The organism is Mesorhizobium sp. M0088, assembly GCF_040322895.1.
GTDB lineage: Bacteria > Pseudomonadota > Alphaproteobacteria > Rhizobiales > Rhizobiaceae > Mesorhizobium.
Genome location: NZ_JAMYUI010000019.1, coordinates 23229 through 43457, shown reverse-complemented (window position 1 = coordinate 43457; position 20229 = coordinate 23229). Strand labels below are relative to the sequence as shown.

Genomic DNA, 20229 nt, shown 5'->3' with positions numbered 1-20229 from the left:
GCGGCAATGACGATTACATAACGCATGGCTAAATCTATCGCACAAGGAATTCTGCGGTCATAGGCGTTTTTTGACGCGCTGCGCCTTGGCTGTGCACAGGCACAGATGCCCGCCGGCGGGAGCAATCTGCTTGGCACAGCCCCGCTTGCAGCCTGCCCCTTGAAGTTTCCCCGCATGACGTGGAAGATTGTCGCACGGATTCACCGGGAAGCGCTGAAGCTCTGGTAGGGGGCGCGCACTTCGTTCGAGCCCGCTCGCCGACGAACCGGTCGCGGCGGCGTTCGAAGCTGGCGAATGATCCAAGAGAACCGTGGCCCGGCAATTTGCGCCGACACCGCGGAAATCCAGGGGCATGAGATGGCGCAAAAGGAACATGTTGGCGTAGCATTGAGCGACGCGGTCAGGCTCGATGAATTCAACTTCGCGGAGATCGTCAAAGGTCTGCCGGCGAAAGCGCGCATGGTGCTGTCGGCGGCGATGAACCTGCCTCGCGGTTCGCTCAGGGTGAGGCTGCCGGACGGCCGTGCCGTGCTCGTCGGCGGCAAGGGACCTGGCCCGGATGCCGAACTGGTGCTGAAGAATTGGCGCTTGCCCGGCCGCGCCTTTTCCGGCGGCACGATCGGCGTTGCCGAATCCTATATGGACGGCGATTGGGAAAGCCCTGATGTGACCAGCTTCCTGGAGCTGTTCGTGGTCAATTCGGTCATTGGCGAGCGTATCGCGGGCGGCACCAGCTGGCTGATCAACACCGTCCAGCGCATACGCCACTGGTTCAACCAGAACACGCGCACCGGTTCGAAACGCAATATCTCGGCGCATTACGACCTCGGCAACGCCTTCTACAAGGAATGGCTCGATCCGAGCATGACCTATTCTTCGGCGCTCTACACGACCGGTGCCAACGACCTGGAAGGCGCCCAGGCCGCCAAATATCGCGCTCTGGCGAAGGATACAGGGATCGGTCCGAAGGACCATGTGCTGGAAATCGGTTGCGGCTGGGGTGGCTTCGCCGAATTCGCGGCGCGCGAGATCGGCTGCCGCGTGACCGGGCTGACGATCAGCCGCGAGCAGCACGATTTTGCCACGGCTCGCATCGCCAGGGCTGGCCTTGCCGACAAGGTCGACATCAAGCTGCAGGATTATCGCGACGAAACCGGCACCTATGACCGCATCGCCTCGATCGAGATGTTCGAGGCGGTCGGCGAGAAATACTGGCCGGTGTTTTTCGGCAAGATGAAGGCCTGCCTGAGGCCCGGCGGCACCGCCGGCCTGCAGATCATCACCATCAACGAAGCCGCCTACGACACCTATCGCGCAAGGCCGGATTTCATCCAGCGCTACGTCTTCCCGGGCGGCATGCTGCCGACACCGTCGATCCTGAAGGCACTGGGCAAGGATCATGGCCTTGCCCATCTGCGCGAGCGCGTGTTTCCGGACGACTACGCGCGCACGCTTGCCGAGTGGCGCCACCGGTTCTGGGCGTCATGGGAAAAGATCGTCCCGCTCGGCTTCGACGACCGGTTCAAGAAGCTCTGGGAGTTCTACCTGCACTATTGCGAGGCTGGCTTCCGCGCCAGCTACATCGACGTGCGCCAAGTGGTCTACAAGGCGTAAGCCGACACGCTCTTGAACAGGCTATGTCGAGCATGATCGCGACATAGCCGCATCGTCGCCGTCAAAAAGTCCGATCGCGAAGCAGAATGCCGCGCGGGACGGACGAATCGGAAATCACCTGATGCGCAGACGGACGATCTTCTTCGGCGTCATTGTTGTCGCTGCGGTGGGCATCTGGCTCAACAACACCTCGCTGTTATCGAGTCGCCCCGCCGGCAAGCCGGAGATGCTTGCCCATCGCGGCCTTGCCCAGGATTATTTGCGCGCAGGCATGACAGGACAGACTTGTACCGCCAGTCGCATGTTGCCGCCGCGCCATGGCTACCTCGAAAACACAATTCCCTCGAAGGAGGCCGCCTTCGCGCTCGGCGCTGACGCGCTCGAACTGGATGTTCACCCGACGACGGACGGCAAGTTCGCCGTCTTCCATGACTGGACGCTGGATTGCCGCACGGAAGGCACGGGAGAAACGCGCAGCCATTCCATGGCCGAGTTGAAGGCCCTCGATGTCGGCTATGGCTATACGGCGGATGGCGGCAAGACCTTTCCATTCCGCGGCAAAGGTATCGGCATGATGCCATCCCTGGATGAGGTTCTGACGCACTTCCCGGCCCGCCGCTTCAACATCAACGTCAAGAGCAACGATCCGGGCGAAGGCGAAAAGCTGGCCGCATGGCTTGCCACGCTGGCACCAGCCGAGCGCGGTTATCTCTCGGTCTATGGCGGCGACAAGCCGATTGCCGCCGTCAAGGCTGCGCTGCCGGACATGCATACGCTAAGCCGCGCATCGCTGACGCAATGCATCCTGCGCTATGCCGCAATTGGCTGGACCGGCTACGTTCCGGATGCCTGCCGCAAAGGCACCTTGCTCATCCCCGTCAACGTCGCGAAATGGATGTGGGGGTGGCCGAACCGGTTTCTCGATCGCATGCAAGGAGTCGACAGCCGCGTCTATCTGCTCGGCCCTTATTCCGGCGGCGACTTTTCGCAAGGGCTCGACGATCCCGAACTGATCAAGCAACTGCCGGACGGCTATTCCGGCGGCATTTCCACGGATGCGCTGGATCTCGTCATCCCTGACATCAAGGAACGTTTCGGCTCGGATCAATCCACGCCGTAAGGGGCTTGGATCGAGCCGCCCCGCAGCCCACCCTTCAAAGCAGGATGCGGTATTTCGCGAAGCCCGCCTCGCCCTCGCCCGCCGGTTCGATCTTCAGCGATTTCACCTGCGCAATGAAATCCTTGGCCCTGGGGCCGGTTTCGAAGACGGCGCTGGCTCCAGGCAGCGGTGCGAACGACCAGTTGTCGTCCGCCGACGGGTTGATCGTGCCCTCGCTGACGATATAGCGGACGATGACATCGCGATTGGTGTCCGGCGCCTCGTAGATGATCTTCGAGGCATTGATGTCGGGGAAATTGCCGCCGCCGCCAGCCCGGTAATTGTTGGTCGCGATGACGAATTTCTGTTTAGGATCAATTGGTTTTCCATCGAAACTCAGGTCGACGATGCGATTGGCGCCAGCGTTGGCCAGCCCGCCCTTGGTATCGTATTTCGACGGCTGCGACAGATCGATCTTGTAGGTGACGCCGTCGATGACGTCGAAATTGTAGGACGGAAAATCAGTGTTGATGAGGGCCTGGTCGGCCTTATCAGGCTCGATCCGGTTGAAGATGCCGGCCGACATTTCCAGCCATTCCTTGACCTGCGCACCGATGATTTCGACCGCACGCACGGTGTTGGGATAGAGGTAGAGGTCGGCAACATTCTTGATGGCGATGTCGCCTGCCGGCACGTCGGTATAGTAGTCGGCGCCGTTGCGCCCGCCGGCCTTGAACGGCGCGGCCGCCGACAGCAGCGGCACATCCTTCCATTGCGTGTTCTTGAGGATATCCCTGAGGTACCAGGTCTGCGCCTGGCTGACGACCTGCACCGACGGATCGTCGGCGACCAGCGCGAAATAGGAATAAAGCGGCGCGGAGGTCTTGCCGACGGGACGCCGCACATAGGCCAGCGTCGCCTGGTGGTCCTGTTCGAGGGCCGCGATGATGCGCTTGTCGTCCGGGACAGTCGGCTTGTTCTTGTTGTCGAGGCGTTCGAAGATCGGCCGCGCTTCGGAGGTGGCTGAAACGACCTTCCATTCGACCCGTCACGCTCCAGCATCAGGTCGATCAGCCCCATATGCGAGCCCCAGAAACCGCCCATGACGGCGGGTTTGCCCTGCAGCGTGCCCTTTTGCGTGTCGACACCGTCGAGCGACTGGAAATCCTTCTTGCCGGGGAACACCAGATGCTGGTGGCCGGTGAACACCGCATCGATGCGGTCGACGCCGGCGACGAAGAACGAGGCGTTCTCCATCATGTCGCCCTGCTTCACGTCGATGCCGGAATGCGAGAGCGCAAGGACGATGTCGGCGCCCTCCTCCTTCATCTGCGGCACCCAGGCCTTGGCCGCCTCGACGATGTCGCGCGTCTTGACGTTGCCCTCGAGGTTCTTGAGATCCCAGACCATGATCTGCGGCGGCACGAAGCCGATAATGCCGACCCTGATCGGCTGCTCGGCGCCCGAACCGTCCTTGATCTTCTTGTCGAGGATGACATAGGGCTTGAGATAGAGCTTGTCGTCGCGCGGGTTCGCGGCAAGCTCGGTGCCGCGGATCAAATTGGCGCAGACGAAGGGAAAATTGGCGCCGGCCAGCACCTTATCCAGGAACGACAGGCCGTAGTTGAACTCGTGGTTGCCCAGCGTCGAGCACTCGTAGCCAAGCAGGTTCATGCCTTTCATGATCGGATGCAGGTCGCCGTCCTTCAGCCCCTTCTCATAGGCGATGTAGTCGCCCATCGGATTGCCCTGCAGCAGGTCGCCATTGTCGATCAGCATCGAATTCACGGCTTCCTTGCGCACAGCATCGATGAGAGACGCCGTGCGCGACAGGCCCAGCGTGTCGTTCGTTTTGTCGGCGTAGTAATCGTAAGGCAGCACGTTCACATGGATGTCGGTGGTCTCCATGATCCGGAGATGGGCCTGGTTGGCTTGAGCGCGGGCGGAGAACGGATGCAGCATGATCAGTGCCCCTGCGGCGGCGCTCGCAAGGAGATCGCGGCGGGATATGGGATGGAGCAGTTGCGACATGTTTTCTCCTTCGACAACTGACAAGCCCTGCCCCGAAGCGAACTTCGCTCTGAAACCTGCTTAAGTCCATTCAACAAGTCGCGCGCATGAAGCCGCCACTCGATCAGCAACGGATGACGTGCGGATGAACGATCGGGGCGAGGAAATCAGCCCTTGTCGTCGTCGCCTTGGGTGATCAGCCGCGCGCTGCGCTGGCCTGTCGCGTAAATCCATAGCCAGCTCAGCGAAACCGCAAGCCGGTTGCGAAAACCGATCAGGAAATAGATGTGCGCCACTCCCCACAGCCACCAGGCCGCCCAGCCGGTCAGCTTGAGCCAGCCGAAATCGATCACCGCGGCGCGCTTGCCGATCGTGGCGAGATCGCCGGCATGCCTGTAGTGGAAAGGACGCGCGGTCGTGTCGCCGCCGAGCCTGGCCTTGATGGTGGCCGCAACATGTCGGCCCTCCTGCTTGGCGGAAGGCGCGACGCCGGGCACCGGCCGGCCATCGGGCCGCAGCACAAGGGCGGCGTCGCCGATGACGAAAATCTCCGGGCTGCCAGATACAGTCAGATCGGGCTCGACCAGCACCCTGCCCGCGCGGTCCGCCTTCGCTCCCAGCCATTCAGCGGCCGGCGAAGCGGCAACGCCGGCTGCCCATAGGATCGTTCGGGCTGCCAGTTGCTTATCGCCAAATGCAACACCTTCGGCGTCGCAGCGCGTGACGGCCCGGCCAAGCTCGACCATCACACCGAGCCGCTCGAGCGCTTTGCTGGCATAGTCGGAAAGTTTCGGTGCGAAATTGGCCAGAATGCGGTCGCCGGCCTCGATCAGCACCACACGCGTCTGCCGCGTGTCGATGTTGCGGAATTCGCCGCGCAGCGTGTCATGCGCCAGCTCGATGATGGTGCCGGCAAGCTCGACGCCGGTCGGCCCGCCGCCGACGATCGCAATGGTCAGCAACGCCCGGCGTTTGGCGGGATCGGTCTCCCGCTCGGCCTGCTCGAAGGCCAGGAGAATTCGCCTCCGAATGCTGGTGGCGTCCTCCAGCGTCTTCAGGCCCGGGGCGAAAGGCTCCCATTCGTCGTGGCCGAAATAGGCGTGGCGGGCACCGGTGGCGAGCACCAGCGTGTCGTAGGCGACCGCGCTGCCGTCATCGAGCAGCACGCGCTTGCCGGCGCGGTCGACACCGGTGACATTGGCGAGCAGCGTCGTCACATCTTTGCGCTTGCACAGGAGGTGGCGGATCGGCCAGGCAACCTCGGAGGTGGCCAGCGCCGTCGTCGCCACCTGATAGAGCAGCGGCTGGAAGAGGTGATGGTTGCGCTTGTCGATCATGGTGATACGCACCGGAGCGCCAGCAAGCGCACGGGTGAACTCGAGGCCGCCGAAACCCGCGCCGACAACGACGACATGATGCTTGGCTTCGTTCATATCGTTCACCCCGATAGCAAGATTGCCTGTCCTGGATGTAGGTATTTTTGTGCAATGCAACAACAGATAGGCAGTGCCCGAGACTCGTCGTTGCATGTCGTGAATGCACATGTTGTATCGTATCGCGAGGTATAGCGTCATCGAACACGCGATGAGGTGAGGCATGGCCAACGATCGTGACGACGATGCTCCGGCGCAGTATTCTTCGCCGCCCTGTTTCATGCACGAGCTCGATCCGGAATTCCGTGCGCCTTCGAGCGACTGGATCGATGTGAGACGCTGGCGCAAGGCCGAACGCGAACGGCTGATCGCTGCCCGGCTGGCGGTTTCCGCTGACGCCCGAACGGTAATGTCGCAACGCATCGCCGATGGCCTCGACGCGATCATCGGCGAAATCGCCAGGCGCATGGTCAGTCTTTACTGGCCGTTTCGCGGCGAGCCGGATTTGCGGCCTTGGATGGCGTCCATAAACGAACGCGGCGGCCGCACCGCCCTGCCCATCGTCATCGAGAAGGGGCACCCGCTGATCTTCCGCGCCTACAAAGCGGGCGACCGGCTGGAGAAAGGTGTCTGGAACATCCCGATCCCGGCCGAGGGCGATCCGGTGCTGCCGGACATCGTCATCTCGCCGATCGTCGGCATCGATCCCCAGAACTATCGCCTGGGTTATGGCGGCGGTTTCTTTGACCGTACGCTGGCAGCGATGCCGTTCAAGCCGCTGGTCATCGGCGTCGGCTACGAGCTGCAGCGCATCGCGACCATCTACCCGCAGCCGCACGATATCCCGATGGACCGGGTGGTAACGGAGGCCAGCTAGTCCAGGCTGTGCTGAGATTCAGGTCAGGCCGAGTCGAAAATGGTCGCTTCCGAGAACGGGAGCGGAGCGTACTTTTCGTACGCGAGCACCGGAAGCGCAGGGAGCTACCATTTGCAGGCCGGCATCACCTGAATATCAACGCAGCCTAGGCCATTTCCGGCTTCATGCCCATGGCGGTCCTGTCGACGATTTCGCGTAGCGCAAAGGACGAATTAATCTTGGTCACGTGCGGCATCGCCGACAGCCATTCCTTGTGGATGCGCTCATAGTCGACGAGATCCTTTGCCGCGATCCTCAGGATGTAGTCGTATTCGCCCGACATCAGATGGCAGGACAGAACGTTCGGGCAGCGTTTGATCGCCGCCTCGAAATCCGACAGCGTCTTCTCGAACTGTCCCGACAGCGATATGTGCACGATCGCCGTCATCTGGTGGCCAAGTGCTGCATTGGAAAGCCGGGCATGATAGCCGCGGATGGTTCCCGATTTCTCCAGATTGTCGAGCCGGCGCGAACAGGCCGACTGCGACAGGCCGACCTTCTCGGCCAGTGCCGCATTGGGTATCCTGCCATCCTTCTGCAAAGCCTCGAGAATGGCGATATCAATCCTGTCGAGCGGCATTATTCGTGAATCCTGCGAATATCTTGTTATTTCGCGCAACGATTATCGAAACCGGCTGGTTGGCGCAAGCGCATTCGCAAACACCTGCGCAACGATTCGTGGTTCACTCCATCCATACAGGGAACGAGCCCAAAGGGCCGGATCAGGAGAAGAAAATGCGCGTCGGCTGCCCCAAGGAAATCAAGAACCACGAATACCGCGTCGGCCTCACCCCCGGCTCGGTCCGCGAATATGTCGCCCATGGCCACGAAGTGCTGGTTGAGACCGGGGCCGGTGCCGGCATCGGCGCCGATGACAACGCCTATCGCGCCGCCGGCGCCACGATTGCCAAGACGGCCGCCGAGGTGTTCGCCAGGTCGGACATGATCGTCAAGGTCAAGGAGCCGCAGCCCAGCGAATGGGCGCAGCTTCGCGAAGGCCAGATCCTGTACACCTACCTCCACCTTGCTCCGGATCCGGAGCAGACCAAGGGCCTGCTTGCGTCGGGCGTCACGGCAATCGCCTACGAGACCGTGACCGACGACCGTGGCGGCCTGCCGCTGCTGGCGCCGATGTCGGAAGTTGCCGGACGCCTGTCGATCCAGGCCGGCGCCACGGCGCTGCAGAAGGCCAATGGCGGCCGCGGCGTGCTGCTCGGCGGCGTGCCCGGCGTGCTGCCCGGCAAGGTCACCGTGCTCGGCGGTGGCGTCGTCGGCCTGCACGCGGCCAGGATGGCGGCCGGCCTTGGCGCCGACGTCACCATCATCGACCGCTCGATCCCGCGCCTGCGACAGCTCGACGACCTCTTCGCCGGCCGCGTCCACACGCGTTACTCGACTGTCGAGGCGCTGGAAGAAGAGTGTTTTTCAGCCGACATCGTCGTCGGCGCGGTGCTGATCCCGGGTGCCGCGGCGCCAAAACTGGTTTCGCGCGAAATGCTGTCGGGCATGAAGAAAGGCTCGGTGCTGGTCGACGTCGCCATCGACCAGGGCGGCTGCTTCGAGACCTCGCACGCCACCACTCATGCCGAGCCGACCTATGAGGTCGACGGCGTCATCCACTATTGCGTCGCCAACATGCCCGGTGCCGTGCCGGTCACTTCGGCCCACGCGCTCAACAACGCGACGCTTCACTACGGCCTGCAGCTCGCCGACAAGGGCCTGAAGGCGCTGGTCGACGATCATCACCTGCGCAACGGCCTCAATGTCCATAAGGGCAAGATCACCAACCGGGCAGTCGCCGAGGCGCTCGGCTACGAACTGGTCGAGCCGAAAGCCGTTCTCGCCGCCTGATTTTCGCGAAAACAGCTCCTTTCAATCCAGCCCGCCGGTTCCATGCCGGCGGGTTTTTTCTTGCGAGCCTGTTTTTCAGGCAAAGCATGGCGTCGAAAGATGTGACGCAACGGCACTTTGCTCATCATTGTTGCATATTTGTCATTCCCGTACCGGCCGACTCCCTGCTAGAGACATTCTGGGTTTACTCATTGGGGTACGGGCATATGTTCATTCGCACATCCGCGAAATCTTTTCTTCTTGGTGCTGTTTCTGCTGTGGCTTTGATGTCTGCTGCTCATGCAGCAGACGTCGTGCAGTCGGTAGAAGAAGCTGCCGGCTTTAACTGGAGCGGCCTCTACGTTGGTTTTGGCGTCGGTGCCGGTGCCAACGTACACGAGCTCGGCAGCGATTTTATTCCAATCTCGCTGAACGGCATTGGTGGCGAAGGCGTCTATGGTGAGCTGACGGTTGGCTATGACTATATGGTCTCGCCCCGGTTCCTCATCGGCGGTCTGCTGGACGCTCACGTGGGCAACATCAAGACCACGCTGGACATTACGGGGTTCGACGCTTCGATCAAGGAAACCTACGGTTTCGACGCTGGCCTGCGTCTCGGCTACCTCTTGACGCCGAACACTCTGGGCTACGTGCTGGGTGGCTATTCCTGGCAGAAGTACAAGCTCGATACGAACGCCGGCTTCGACTTTGATTGGGATCAGAGCGGGTATTTTGTCGGAGGTGGCATCGAAACGGCCATCAACAGCAATTGGACGATCAAGACTGAGTATCGCTATACGGGCTTCGGGACCAAGGACGATCTTCTTTCCGAGGCTGGCATTGTCGGGGTTCCGGACGGTCTCCTCAAGCTTGACACCTCGCGCCATACTTTCCAGATCGCAGCCAATTACCGGTTCGGTGCCCAGAACGGCGGCGGCGCTGCATTCGAGACGCCAGCCTACAACTGGACCGGATTCTATATCGGCGGCGCTGGTGGTGCCGGTGCGTCCGTGCATCAGATCAACGTTCCGCCGCTCGGCGGCCTGGAATTCAATGGTCTGGGTGGCGAAGGGGCCTTTGGTGAACTGAACGTCGGCTACGATCATGACTTCGGCAGCTGGGTCGCAGGCGTCATGGTCGATGCACGCTACTCCGGCATGACTTCCGAACTGGAGCTCGGCGGCGGATCGATCAACGTCGATACCGACTATGGGTTCGATGTGTTGGGCCGCGTCGGCATGAAGATGAACGAATCAACCCTTGCCTATGCGCTTGCCGGCTACAGCTGGCAGCACTTCGATCTGAACGCTTCCGACCCGATCGGCGACATTCTCGACTGGGGTTCCAGCGGTTTCTCGGTTGGTGGCGGCCTTGAAACGGCTCTGTCCAGCAACGTTACCGTCGGTCTCGAATATCGCTATTCGCAGTTCGCCGAGAAGGACTTTTCTTCGGAATTCGGCGCACCCGACGACACCCTTACCTCGACTTCCTCTTTCCACACCGTGCGCCTCGGCGCGAAGTACAAGTTCAACTAAAAGGCCCTCCAGCCAAACAGTTGCAGCCCGTCGGCCATGCCGGCGGGCTTTTTTTATTGCTCGAATCTTTCCGCGCCAAACGCAGGCAACAAAAAAGCGGAGCCAAAGCCCCGCTTCCTCGATGTCGAGATTTACCGCCGGTTCATCCGCGGTCGGCAAATCGATCGACAATAGCTTTCTATCGCGAATATGCGACGGGAGTACGACAACTGTTTCCAGCGGCTAATCTCAGCCTCAAGCGCGCTCGATGCGGCACTGGTAGCAATTGTTGCGCGCCGAACGGACATGGACGTAGGCGATCTCGTCGCGTTCGAACAGCGTCTCGGCCCGTGCAGCAATTGCCGTGGTCGGGATGACGCCGCCGCTGCCATAGACGATGCGATCATCCCCGCCATAGCCGCGCACGATGTAGTCGGGGCTTTCGAGAATCTCGGGCAGCGCCTCGCTCTCGGCAGCGCGGTCGCATTCCTCGCCATGCAGGAAGATCGGCCCCGTTTCAGCATAGGGCTGAAGCTGCGGGAATGGCCGGTACGCCAGAACAAGATAGGCATCGCCGGCGGCGATGTTCTTCAAGCAATGCCGGCAAGGCATGCCGTCACCGTCGGAGATCTTTCGCTCGGGCATTTGGCCATAAGCATCAATCCCGCCGCGCTGCAGCGTCCTGACACCTTCGGTCGGCAAAGCTTTGAACTGGATGGTCATGGAAAATCTCCGGTGTGGTCTACCGGAAATTATCCCTTTGAACTCTCGCCGCCCACCCGATTCCTGCCAGATATCGAAGAGCCGGTCGCCCGTCGGCGACCGGCTCTCATCAAGTCCCGTCGAAAGCGCCGGCTAACTAAAATTCAGAGCTGCGGCTCAACGGATGAAATCGTCGAAGCGGCGCAGTGTCACCCGGCGATTCTGCCAGTTTTCGTTCTGCGTCTGCACCAGCAAAAACTCTTCGCCATAGCCGACTGTCTCGAGAGCATGACCCGGCACGCCGAATTCGCGCACCAATGTGCGCTTAAGCGAAGCGGCGCGCTGTTCGGACAGAGCCTGATTCGACTGGAAGGAGCCGACGGCGTCGGTGTGGCCCTCGATCAGCACGCGGGCGCCGCGATCGCGGCGCAGGATGCGCCGCAGCGCGTCGGCGATGGTCTCGATCTTGTCGTATTGCGAGTTGGCAATAGCCGCCGAACCGAAGGCAAAGTTGATCGATTGGATATCGATCGAGCGGGCCATGCGGCGCAAATCCGGGCGCCGCTTGAATTCGCGGATGGTGACGCGCTCGTTCGGCCGCAATTTCACACGCGGCGCCGCCTCGAGCTTCCGCTCGATCGTCGCGGCCGAAGGCGTTGTCGCCTGGGCTGCGGCCAGGCTTGGCATGGCAATTGCCGCGATCAGCGCGGCGGCAAGTGTACGGCGGGTCAGCATGTCTTCGTCTCCTTCGGCCTTGGCCGCATTGATGGTGCCGGCAACATGCCAAAAACAGCCTGAAGGGCCGATGAACGGCGGGTTCAGATTAGAGCTGGTGTCAGCTTCCGGCTAGGGCCGCATGACGCTGGCCGCACGCTCAGTGAAAGGCAGCGGGTGGACGATTTCCCTCTTTTGCGCCACCGGTGCAAAGCCGAGCTTCTGGTAGAGCGGCAGAGCCGCCGGATGATCGAGCGTGCAGGTCTGCACCGTCACCCGCTTCGGCCCATGCGACCATGCGGCGGCGATCGCGGAGCCCAGGAACCAGCGGCCGATGCCTTGCCCGGTGGCATGTTCCATCATGCCGAAATAGGCGAGTTCGACTTCTTCCGGCAGATGCGGCTTGAGATCGAAGAAGCCGGCGGGCGCGCCGTCGAGGTAAAGGACCCTGATGTCGCGATCCTCACGATGGATGCCGGCGGAAAGCTCGTCGTCATCCAGCCTCAGCACATTGACCCAGTGCCATTTGCGCCCCACCCGGTCCATCAGATAGCGGTAAAAATGCAGCGGAATGTCCTTGGTCTTCAGCAGCGCGACCTGACGGTTATACGGCACGGCCGGTGAATAGGCCGGAGGCACATGCATCTCGAGGAACGTCACCGTGACTTCGATGTCTTCCAGCGCGCCGTTTTCCATCGTCTTCATTCCTTGCCGGTCACAACGGGGCCGGTCGCCACGGGCGTGTCGGAAAGCCCGCCCCACTCCGTCCAGGAGCCGTCGTAAAGCCTGTTGTTCGTATGGCCAAGCGTTTCCAGCGCCAGCGTCACCACCGCCGCGGTAATACCGGAGCCGCATGAAGTGACGACAGGTTTCGACAGATCGATGCCGGCCTCCTCGATCGCCTTGCGCAGGCGATCCTTCGACAGCAGCTCGCCATTTTCCGACAGCGCCGAATAGGGCAGATTGCGCGCGCCGGGCATATGGCCGGAACGGATACCCGCGCGCGGCTCAGGTTCAGTGCCGGTGAAGCGGCCCGGTCCACGGGCGTCGGCGATCTGGCTCGCCCTGGTGTCGACGATCTGGCGCATGTCGGCGAGGCCAGCGACGCGCCCGGCGTCGAAATCCGCATGAAACACGCTTGGCGCGATCTTGGTCGGTTCGGCCGTCACCGGCCTGCCGGCGGCTTTCCAGCCATCGAAGCCACCATCCAGAACATAGGTCTGAAAGACGCCCATCACCCGGAACATCCACCACGCCCGGGGTGCGGAGAAGAAACCCGGGCCGTCGTAGACGACGATGGTGTCATCGGCCGAAACGCCCATGGCGCCGACATACTGAGCAAAATGCTGCGGCGACGGCAAGGTATGCGGCAGGGGCGAATCCGGGTCCGAAACGGCATCCTGATCGAGAAATCGTGCACCCGGGATGTGGCCCGACTCATACTCGCCGCGCGCATCGCGCTTCTGCGCCGGGAGATACCAGGATGCGTCGATGATCGTCAGGCCCGGCTCGCCGAGACGTTGCTGCAGCCAGTCTGCGTCGACGGTGAAGGGGCTATCCTCGGCCATTTTGTTCTCCTGCTCGCTTTTTGGCGATCACTGTCCTGTTCAGTTTGCCGGCATCGGCCCAAAGCGGATGCGGAAGCGCCGGTTCTCGCGGCCCTTCTTCTCGATCTTGCCGATGTGGATTTCGCCGACTTCGGCGGTGCTTTTCACATGGGTGCCGCCGCAGGGCTGGCTGTCCACCGAGGCGTTGTCGCCGATACACACCAGGCGGATCTTGCCTGTGCCCACCGGCGGCCGGACGTTCTTGGATTTCACCAGGCCGGGATTGGCGGCCAGGTCTTCGTCACTGATCAGCCTGACAAAGATCGGATGATCGGCCCGCACCAGGTCCATCAGCCCGGCGGTGACGTCCTCCTTGGTGAAGCCGGCATCCGGAGCGTCGAAGTCGACACGGCTGTCGTCCTCGGAAACCGAGGCACCGGTGATCGGGAACGGGCAGACGACGGTAAGCAGGTGGCAAGCCGCGTGCATGCGCATCAGGAGATGCCGCCGCTCCCAGTCGATCGCCAGCCTCAGCGCCTCGCCTGGCTGCGGAACCGCCTGCTCCGGCGCTGGCACGTGTATGATCTCGTCCTTGGTCTCACCGGTGAGGGTGGCGGCAATGACGATACGGCTGCCGTCGCCGCGTTCGAGATACCCGGTATCGCCCGGTTGGCCGCCCGAAGTGGCGTAGAAGATCGTCCGGTCGAGGATGATACCGCCGCGATCGTTGACGGCAACGACAGTTGCGTCCGCCGTCCGCAGATAGGCATCGTCGCGAAACAGGGCGTCCGTCCTGTTTGCCATCACGCGACCTTTTCGAACGGCACCGGAATTGTGCTCTTCAGCTCCATCCAGCCTGGCACCGGCAGCTGCTTTTCGCGCAGGAATTCCGGGTTGAACAGTTTTGATTGATAGCGGGTGCCATAGTCACAAAGAATGGTCACGATGGTGTGGCCGGGGCCTAGTTCCCTGGCCAGACGGATCGCGCCGGCTATGTTGATGCCGGTCGAGCCGCCGACGCAAAGGCCCTCTTCCTGGATCAGGTCGAAGACGATCGGCAGCGCATCCTCATCGGGGATCTGGAATGAAAAATCCGGCGTGAACCCTTCGAGATTGGCGGTGATGCGCCCCTGCCCGATGCCTTCGGTGATCGAGCTGCCTTCGGACTTCAGCTCGCCGCTGGTGTAGAAAGAATAGAGCGCGGCCCCCAGCGGATCGGCGAGCGCGATCTTCACATCCCGGCTTTTGGCCTTCAGTCCGGAGGCGACGCCGGCCAGCGTGCCGCCAGAACCGACCGCCGACACGAAACCGTCGACCTTGCCGCCGGTCTGGCTCCAGATCTCCTCCGCGGTGGTGCGGATATGGCCGTCACGGTTGGCGACATTGTCGAACTGGTTGGCCCAGATGGCGCCGTTCGGTTCTGTCTTTGCCAGTTGCTCGGCCAGCCGCCCCGACAGTTTCACGTAGTTGTTGGGATTCCTGTAGGGCACGGCCGGCACCTCGATCAGCTCAGCGCCGAGCAGCTTGATCGTGTCCTTCTTTTCCTGGCTCTGCGTATCGGGAATGACGATGACGGTCCGGTAGCCGAGCGCCTTGGCGACCAGCGTCAGCCCGATGCCGGTATTGCCCGCCGTTCCCTCGACGATCACGCCGCCGGGCTTCAGCAGCCCGCGCTTCTCGGCGTCGCGGATGATGAACAGGCCCGCACGATCCTTGACCGACTGGCCGGGATTCATGAATTCGGCCTTGCCCAGGATCTCGCAACCGGTTTGTTCCGAAGCTTTGTTGAGGCGGATCAGAGGCGTGTTGCCGATCGCGTCGATCACAGAACGGGGCATTCAGGATTCCTTGTGTAGGTGCGCCGAAACCCTAGAAACCCGAAGCTGCGGTTTCAAGGCAAGAATTTGTCTGGTCCAGTCGCATTTGCAGTGCTGTTGTTGCGTCGGCGCTTCCCGAGGCTGGCCTCTTGCGCCACTGTTCATTTCCGGCTGACGTTGAAAAGCGGCTTTTCATTCGATTTCTTCACCGCTAGAGCAATTCCAGGAAAAGTGTGAAACGGTTTTCCGTCCGGAATTGCGTAGAAACAAGGAGATAGAGCAGTTCTCCGTTTCCGTGAAACGGTGAACCGCTCTAGAGCAAAGCACCAACAAGTCGACAGGGCGCAGCATGACACTCTACCGGGCTAACCCGAAGCACGGCGTCGCCTGGATCACGGGCGGCTCAAGCGGCATCGGCCGTGCGCTGGCCAGGGATCTTGCTTCCCAGGGCTATGCCGTCGCGGTGACGGCGCTTGACGACGATCCGATCGACACGCTTGTCGTCGAGACCGCGCAGATGCCGGGCAGTGTCACGGCCTTTCCCTGCGATGTCACCGACGAGCCGCGCATGGCAAGAACCGTCGCCTCGATCGAGAAGGAGCTCGGTCCCATCGTGCTCGCCATCTTCAATGCAGGGAACTACATTTCGACGCCGGGGGAGAATCTTGTCGTCAACGACTTTCGCCGGTCCTTCGAGGTCAATTATTTCGGCATCATCAACGGCCTCGTGCCCGCGGTCGAACGCATGCGTGTGCGGGCGCGCGGCCATGTCGTGCTGGTCGGCTCGGTGACATCCTATTTCGGCTGGCCGACAACGGCCGCCTATGGCGGCACCAAGGCGGCCATCAACATCCTGGCCGAGTCGCTGAAGTATGATTTCGACAAGATGAACGTGCGTATCCAGGTGTTCAATCCAGGCTTCATCGACACCCCGCTGACCGAGAAGAACATGCTGCCGATGCCGGGACTGATGCCGGTCAGCCGCGCATCGCGCCGCATGGCGCGGGGCATCAAGTCGGGCGGCTTCGAAGTCCATTTCCCGCGCCGGACCAGCTGGCCCCTGAAACTGCTCGGCCTGCTGCCGAGGCCGCTGTGCAGAGGGTTTATCAGCCTGATGACCAGTTGGAAGGCGCGGCCGCTGCATTACGACCGCAAGCCCCCGATCGAATAGGACGCCGGCGAAATTGGCAGGCTCACCGTTTCGGGCCGCCGTCGCCATGGTTGAGACAAGTGCTGGGTGGAGTCTGCGATGGGGCGACGGATCGTGCTTGCTGTGCTGGGCCTTATCGCCATTCTCGCACTGGCCTTCGTGCTCGGCCCGCGCGTTCGCGTCGACACCACGATGCGTTTTCGATCCCTCGCTCATCGCTGACGATCCGCAGGCCTATGGCAAAGGCCGAAGCCGCCATCCCCGGAATCCGTGACGGGCTGGAAAAAGAGATCGTCTGGGCCGATCCGATGGTGCATGCCAGGACGCCGCTGTCGATCGTCTACATCCACGGCTTTTCCGCATCGAAGGGTGAGGTCCGCCCGCTGCCCGACGAAGTGGCGGAACGGCTTGACGCCAATCTCTTCTACACACGCCTTACCGGTCATGGGCAGGATGGCGCGGCGATGACGTAAGGCAGCATCAATGCCTGGATCAACGACTATGAGGAGGCACTCGCCATTGGCCGGGTGATCGGCGACAAGGTGATCGTCATCTCGACTTCGACCGGCGGCTCGCTGGCCGTCTGGGCGGCAACGCAGCCCGGTGCATCGGACGGGGTGGCGGCGATTGCGTTCATCTCCCCGAACTTCGGCGTCAAGGCTTCGGGCGCCGAGATCCTGACCATGCCGTGGGGCAAACAGATCGCCAGGCTGGTCGCCGGCAAGGAACACAGCTTCGTGCCACGCAACGCGCTGCATGAAAAATTCTGGACCACCCGCTATCCGATCGAAGCGACCTTGCCGATGCAGGCGCTGACCGAGCTTGCCTATGGCGCGCCGGTGGAGAAGGCGACCACCCCTGCACTGTTCATCTTTTCTGATTCGGACAAAGTGGTGCGGGCCGATCGCACCCGCGAGATTGCCGGGCGCTGGGGGGCGCCGCATGAACTGGTTCCGGTCGACGACACCGGCGACCCGGACAATCACGTCATTGCCGGCGGCGCGCTGTCGCCATCGACCACGGCGTTTCTGGCGCAAAGGATCGCCGTCTGAATCGAAGCGGTGGTGAAGTAGGCAGACGAAAAAGGCGACCGAAGCATCGCTTCAGCCGCCCTTTCCTTGGTCTGTCCCGGCAGTCAGCCAGCCTGAGCTTGACTGACTACAACGCTGGCTACTTACGCAGCCCGCGCCGCCGGACGCTTGCCGCCGAAGCGACGCTTGTTGTTGCCCTTGAAGGCCGGCTTGGCGCCATCAGGCTTGCGCTCGCCTGCGAAGGCCGGCTTGTCGCCGAAGCGCTTCTTGCCAAAGCCGTTGCCCTTGTTCTCGCCACCGGGCCGCCTGCCGTCGCGACGGCCATTGCGGTCGTTGCGATCATTGGCCGGCTCGAATCGCTCGTTCTTTTCAGCCGGATTGCGCAGCGGATCGGGGCTGCCGAGATGGTCGGCAACGATCGGCAGCTTGGTGCGGATGATGCGCTCGACCTGGCGCAGCTTGCTGTTCTCGGAAGGATCGCAAAGCGTTATCGCGATGCCGTCCATGCCGTTGCGGCCGGTACGGCCGATGCGGTGGACGTAGCTCTCGGCTTCATCAGGCAGGTCGAAATTCACGACATGGCTGATGCCGGGCACGTCGATGCCGCGCGCCGCGATGTCGGTCGCCACCAGAATGCGCACCGAGCCGTCGCGGAAATCGTTCAGCGCTTTCTGGCGGGCGTTCTGCGACTTGTTGCCGTGGATGACGGCGGCCTTGAAGCCATCGCGCTCGAGGTCCTTGGTCACCCTGTCGGCACCATGCTTGGTGCGCGAAAAGATGATGACGGACTTCATCGCCTCGTCGGCGAGCATCGTCGACAACACCTGGCGCTTCTGCTTGGTGCGGGCAAAGACGACGCCCTGCACGATCTCGGCCGCCGCCGTGCTTTGCGGCGCGACTTCGACACGAATCGGGTTCTTCAGCAGGCCCTTGGCCAGTTCGGCGATTTCATTGGGCATGGTCGCCGAGAACAGCACCGTCTGACGGTCGGGCGCGGTCGCCTTGGCGATGCGCTTGACGTCGTTGATGAAGCCCATGTCGAGCATGCGGTCGCCTTCGTCCAGCACCAGCCATTTGGTGTCGGCAAGCACAAGGTCTCCCTCACGCACCAGGTCGGTCAACCGGCCGGGCGTGGCGATCAGGATGTCGACGCCGGGAGCAACCTTCTTCACCTGGCTGAAGCGGGACACGCCGCCGAGCACGAGCGCGGTCGAGACATGCGCGCCCTTGGCGAGGATCTTGATCGTGTCTTCGATCTGCACGGCGAGTTCGCGCGTCGGCGCCAGGATAAGCGCACGTGCCGTCTTCGGCCGGCGCTTGGTGCCAAGCGCAATGATCTTCGACAGAATCGGCAGCGCGAAGGCCGCAGTCTTGCCGGAGCCGGTCTGGGCGATGCCGAAAATGTCACGGCCTTCCATCTGCGGCGGGATCGCCTGTGCCTGGATCGGCTTCGGCTCGGCGAAGCCGGCGTTGTGGGTGGCCTTGAGCAGCGCGCCCGTAATACCCAGTGCCGCGAAACCGGTGAGTTCCGCAGTGCTACCGGGCAAAGTGTTTTCGTTGGTCAAAATAATCTTCTTTCACGCGGCTTCTGGCCGCAAACATCGATGGCGGCAGGGCGCAACCTGCCGTCGAAAAATCTGTGATGAACGACAAGGCGGGCGGACGTATTCGTCCACTCGGCTGCGCTGTCGTGCCCGCAGGCATCATGCCACGGGGCTTTTTCGCCGCTTTGATTTACCGGAAAAAGGGCCGATATACCGGAAAGAGGGAAAACAGACGCAACCAGTCTCATTCGTCGAGAAGGCCGGATTCGTTCCCGGCCCAAGCGCCTATGGGCTGCATATGGCTGAGTTCGCCCTCAATTGCAAGGGGCTTCATGTTGCAGCGCAGCAAAACTGGTCTTCTAAACATGAAGGCGCTGCTCGAACCCTAGGACTTCAGGTTCACCTTCGAAGCGCCGGAATTCTGGCGCTACGCCTTCCGGCGGTACGTAATTTTCTGCTCAGTATCCTCGATCAGGGAGTAAGGAGCCCACGTCATGTCGACAGAAAGGTCATCGCGGCTCGTCACCAAATGACGGATGCCATCATAGAGTGCGAACTGGGCGACGAATTGCCGATTGAACCCTAAAGCTGAATCCATCGGCATTTCAATGTTACCAAAAGCATCATCGAAATCCCCCAGCACTAGGCACGCGATAGTGGTTGGATTGAGCGCTAGAACCAACTGATAGGGAGTGAGACCAGGCATGGGCAGATACAAGGCCGGATGTGTCGGTGCCCGAATAGATACTACAGGCGAACTCAGTGTCCGGAACGGGATAGGCGATCTGAAGATCGAGAGCGCAGCCTTGCGATAGTCCGCCTCCGCCCACGCTGTTGACATAGACATCAGATTGAACATCGCCTTCGCTTCGTTCGGGTTCGCGCGAAGGTAGGCATAGTGCTCGCGCTCTTCGTTCGTAAACGGGATAGCGCTATCCTGATCCTCGGCCAGCCGCGCCAATTCCATCGTGACGGCCATATAATGAGGTGTCCGGACATTAAGATGCCGGATCAATGCATACAGGATTGGCTTGTCCGTCTTGTCTAGCGCATCTGCTCTGCCGTTGACGAGCTTGGCCCACGTCGCTCTCCGAGATCGGCGTTTCAATCCGTTCGTTGATGATGTTTTCGACGGAAACAGGCACACCATTGCGCATGGAAACATATAGATCGCGCTCGAAGCCGAGGCTCTTAATGGAGCGCTTTGCCCAAACAGCGACATGGCCATGTTTGGCAACTGTCGTTAGTTTTTGCTTTTCGGGATCGGTGGCAAAATTCCGCAGGTAAAATTGCGGCACGTAGTGATGATCACGCGGAATGTTCTGTGGCAATTTTCATGCCTCTATTGCAAGGCTTTCGTGAGTGTCC

At 61.6% G+C, this 20229-nt stretch carries 18 protein-coding genes and 2 pseudogenes; 8 read left to right on the top strand and 12 right to left on the bottom strand.

What is annotated here, in order from left to right; all coding sequences use genetic code 11:
- Window positions 1-357 precede the first annotated feature (357 nt).
- Window positions 358-1614, top strand: coding sequence for an SAM-dependent methyltransferase (locus NKJ67_RS22490; RefSeq protein WP_127269951.1), 1257 nt, complete (start codon window positions 358-360; stop codon window positions 1612-1614).
- A gap of 121 nt (window positions 1615-1735) precedes the next feature.
- The gene (locus NKJ67_RS22485; protein WP_352583151.1) at window positions 1736-2734 is read left to right on the top strand and encodes a glycerophosphodiester phosphodiesterase family protein; all 999 of its coding nucleotides are present in this window, start codon (window positions 1736-1738) and stop codon (window positions 2732-2734) included.
- Between the two features lie 34 nt (window positions 2735-2768).
- Here the strand turns inward: NKJ67_RS22485 and NKJ67_RS22480 are convergent.
- Both NKJ67_RS22480 and NKJ67_RS22475 read right to left on the bottom strand, forming a co-directional pair.
- Window positions 2769-4744, bottom strand: a pseudogene (locus NKJ67_RS22480) (bifunctional 2',3'-cyclic-nucleotide 2'-phosphodiesterase/3'-nucleotidase).
- A 146-nt stretch (window positions 4745-4890) separates the two neighbouring features.
- Window positions 4891-6156 (bottom strand): NAD(P)/FAD-dependent oxidoreductase, encoded by a 1266-nt coding sequence (locus tag NKJ67_RS22475; protein ID WP_352583149.1) that lies wholly within the window; start codon window positions 6154-6156, stop codon window positions 4891-4893.
- Window positions 6157-6319: 163 nt separating this feature from the next.
- On the opposite strand from NKJ67_RS22475, the gene NKJ67_RS22470 reads away from it, so the two are divergent.
- Entirely contained in the window at window positions 6320-6973 is a 654-nt protein-coding gene (locus tag NKJ67_RS22470) for a 5-formyltetrahydrofolate cyclo-ligase (RefSeq protein ID WP_352583147.1), read from the top strand.
- Between the two features lie 145 nt (window positions 6974-7118).
- On the opposite strand, the gene NKJ67_RS22465 is transcribed toward NKJ67_RS22470, so the two are convergent.
- The gene (locus tag NKJ67_RS22465) at window positions 7119-7592 is read right to left on the bottom strand and encodes an Lrp/AsnC family transcriptional regulator (RefSeq protein ID WP_013531467.1); all 474 of its coding nucleotides are present in this window, start codon (window positions 7590-7592) and stop codon (window positions 7119-7121) included.
- Window positions 7593-7747: 155 nt separating this feature from the next.
- Here NKJ67_RS22465 and ald point away from each other — a divergent pair, with 155 nt between their 5' ends.
- Complete coding sequence (ald, locus tag NKJ67_RS22460; RefSeq protein ID WP_023812057.1) at window positions 7748-8863, top strand: alanine dehydrogenase; 1116 nt, start codon at window positions 7748-7750, stop codon at window positions 8861-8863.
- A gap of 206 nt (window positions 8864-9069) precedes the next feature.
- Window positions 9070-10377: an outer membrane protein gene (locus tag NKJ67_RS22455; RefSeq protein WP_352583145.1), complete on the top strand. Its 1308-nt coding sequence runs from the start codon at window positions 9070-9072 to the stop codon at window positions 10375-10377.
- Window positions 10378-10611: 234 nt separating this feature from the next.
- Here the strand turns inward: NKJ67_RS22455 and NKJ67_RS22450 are convergent, their stop codons facing one another.
- The 6 genes from NKJ67_RS22450 to NKJ67_RS22425 form a co-directional block, all read right to left on the bottom strand.
- Window positions 10612-11079, bottom strand: coding sequence for a DUF1203 domain-containing protein (locus NKJ67_RS22450; RefSeq protein WP_256746221.1), 468 nt, complete (start codon window positions 11077-11079; stop codon window positions 10612-10614).
- Window positions 11080-11235: 156 nt separating this feature from the next.
- Window positions 11236-11793 (bottom strand): OmpA family protein, encoded by a 558-nt coding sequence (locus NKJ67_RS22445; RefSeq protein WP_127271734.1) that lies wholly within the window; start codon window positions 11791-11793, stop codon window positions 11236-11238.
- Window positions 11794-11904: 111 nt separating this feature from the next.
- A complete protein-coding gene (locus NKJ67_RS22440; protein ID WP_127330928.1) occupies window positions 11905-12468 on the bottom strand; it encodes a GNAT family N-acetyltransferase in 564 nt (187 codons plus the stop codon).
- Window positions 12469-12473: 5 nt separating this feature from the next.
- Window positions 12474-13340: a 3-mercaptopyruvate sulfurtransferase gene (gene sseA, locus NKJ67_RS22435; RefSeq protein WP_352583142.1), complete on the bottom strand. Its 867-nt coding sequence runs from the start codon at window positions 13338-13340 to the stop codon at window positions 12474-12476.
- Window positions 13341-13379: 39 nt separating this feature from the next.
- Complete coding sequence (locus NKJ67_RS22430) at window positions 13380-14123, bottom strand: alanyl-tRNA editing protein (protein WP_127270595.1); 744 nt, start codon at window positions 14121-14123, stop codon at window positions 13380-13382.
- Entirely contained in the window at window positions 14123-15157 is a 1035-nt protein-coding gene (locus NKJ67_RS22425; protein WP_127381186.1) for a cysteine synthase A, read from the bottom strand. The genes NKJ67_RS22430 and NKJ67_RS22425 overlap by 1 nt, the downstream gene beginning before the upstream one ends.
- A 328-nt stretch (window positions 15158-15485) precedes the next feature.
- Here NKJ67_RS22425 and NKJ67_RS22420 point away from each other — a divergent pair, with 328 nt between their 5' ends.
- Complete coding sequence (locus tag NKJ67_RS22420; RefSeq protein WP_352583140.1) at window positions 15486-16307, top strand: SDR family oxidoreductase; 822 nt, start codon at window positions 15486-15488, stop codon at window positions 16305-16307.
- Window positions 16308-16385: 78 nt separating this feature from the next.
- Window positions 16386-17338, top strand: a pseudogene (locus NKJ67_RS22415) (alpha/beta hydrolase).
- A gap of 122 nt (window positions 17339-17460) precedes the next feature.
- On the opposite strand, the gene NKJ67_RS22410 reads toward NKJ67_RS22415, so the two are convergent.
- Complete coding sequence (locus NKJ67_RS22410) at window positions 17461-18882, bottom strand: DEAD/DEAH box helicase (RefSeq protein WP_023812066.1); 1422 nt, start codon at window positions 18880-18882, stop codon at window positions 17461-17463.
- Between the two features lie 77 nt (window positions 18883-18959).
- Between NKJ67_RS22410 and NKJ67_RS22405 the strand changes: the two genes are divergently transcribed.
- A complete protein-coding gene (locus NKJ67_RS22405; RefSeq protein WP_352583138.1) occupies window positions 18960-19250 on the top strand; it encodes a hypothetical protein in 291 nt (96 codons plus the stop codon).
- A 38-nt stretch (window positions 19251-19288) separates the two neighbouring features.
- On the opposite strand, the gene NKJ67_RS22400 is transcribed toward NKJ67_RS22405, so the two are convergent.
- Both NKJ67_RS22400 and NKJ67_RS22395 read right to left on the bottom strand, forming a co-directional pair.
- Window positions 19289-19840 carry a hypothetical protein gene (locus tag NKJ67_RS22400; protein WP_352583136.1) on the bottom strand — a complete coding sequence of 184 codons (552 nt, stop codon included), beginning with the start codon at window positions 19838-19840 and terminating at the stop codon, window positions 19289-19291.
- Between the two features lie 19 nt (window positions 19841-19859).
- The gene (locus tag NKJ67_RS22395; protein ID WP_352583134.1) at window positions 19860-20192 is read right to left on the bottom strand and encodes a DUF4238 domain-containing protein; all 333 of its coding nucleotides are present in this window, start codon (window positions 20190-20192) and stop codon (window positions 19860-19862) included.
- Window positions 20193-20229 lie beyond the last annotated feature (37 nt).

Bases quoted from the DNA above. Each gene is read 5' to 3' on its own strand.
- NKJ67_RS22405 (WP_352583138.1), top strand. From the start codon at position 18,960: ATGAACGACAAGGCGGGCGGACGTATTCGTCCACTCGGCTGCGCTGTC.
- sseA (WP_352583142.1), bottom strand. From the start codon at position 13,340: ATGGCCGAGGATAGCCCCTTCACCGTCGACGCAGACTGGCTGCAGCAA.
- NKJ67_RS22440 (WP_127330928.1), bottom strand. From the start codon at position 12,468: ATGGAAAACGGCGCGCTGGAAGACATCGAAGTCACGGTGACGTTCCTC.
- NKJ67_RS22420 (WP_352583140.1), top strand. From the start codon at position 15,486: ATGACACTCTACCGGGCTAACCCGAAGCACGGCGTCGCCTGGATCACG.
- NKJ67_RS22490 (WP_127269951.1), top strand. From the start codon at position 358: ATGGCGCAAAAGGAACATGTTGGCGTAGCATTGAGCGACGCGGTCAGG.
- NKJ67_RS22470 (WP_352583147.1), top strand. From the start codon at position 6,320: ATGGCCAACGATCGTGACGACGATGCTCCGGCGCAGTATTCTTCGCCG.
- NKJ67_RS22430 (WP_127270595.1), bottom strand. From the start codon at position 14,123: ATGGCAAACAGGACGGACGCCCTGTTTCGCGACGATGCCTATCTGCGG.
- NKJ67_RS22475 (WP_352583149.1), bottom strand. From the start codon at position 6,156: ATGAACGAAGCCAAGCATCATGTCGTCGTTGTCGGCGCGGGTTTCGGC.
- NKJ67_RS22445 (WP_127271734.1), bottom strand. From the start codon at position 11,793: ATGCTGACCCGCCGTACACTTGCCGCCGCGCTGATCGCGGCAATTGCC.
- ald (WP_023812057.1), top strand. From the start codon at position 7,748: ATGCGCGTCGGCTGCCCCAAGGAAATCAAGAACCACGAATACCGCGTC.
- NKJ67_RS22485 (WP_352583151.1), top strand. From the start codon at position 1,736: ATGCGCAGACGGACGATCTTCTTCGGCGTCATTGTTGTCGCTGCGGTG.
- NKJ67_RS22400 (WP_352583136.1), bottom strand. From the start codon at position 19,840: ATGGCCGTCACGATGGAATTGGCGCGGCTGGCCGAGGATCAGGATAGC.
- NKJ67_RS22450 (WP_256746221.1), bottom strand. From the start codon at position 11,079: ATGACCATCCAGTTCAAAGCTTTGCCGACCGAAGGTGTCAGGACGCTG.
- NKJ67_RS22455 (WP_352583145.1), top strand. From the start codon at position 9,070: ATGTTCATTCGCACATCCGCGAAATCTTTTCTTCTTGGTGCTGTTTCT.
- NKJ67_RS22425 (WP_127381186.1), bottom strand. From the start codon at position 15,157: ATGCCCCGTTCTGTGATCGACGCGATCGGCAACACGCCTCTGATCCGC.
- NKJ67_RS22465 (WP_013531467.1), bottom strand. From the start codon at position 7,592: ATGCCGCTCGACAGGATTGATATCGCCATTCTCGAGGCTTTGCAGAAG.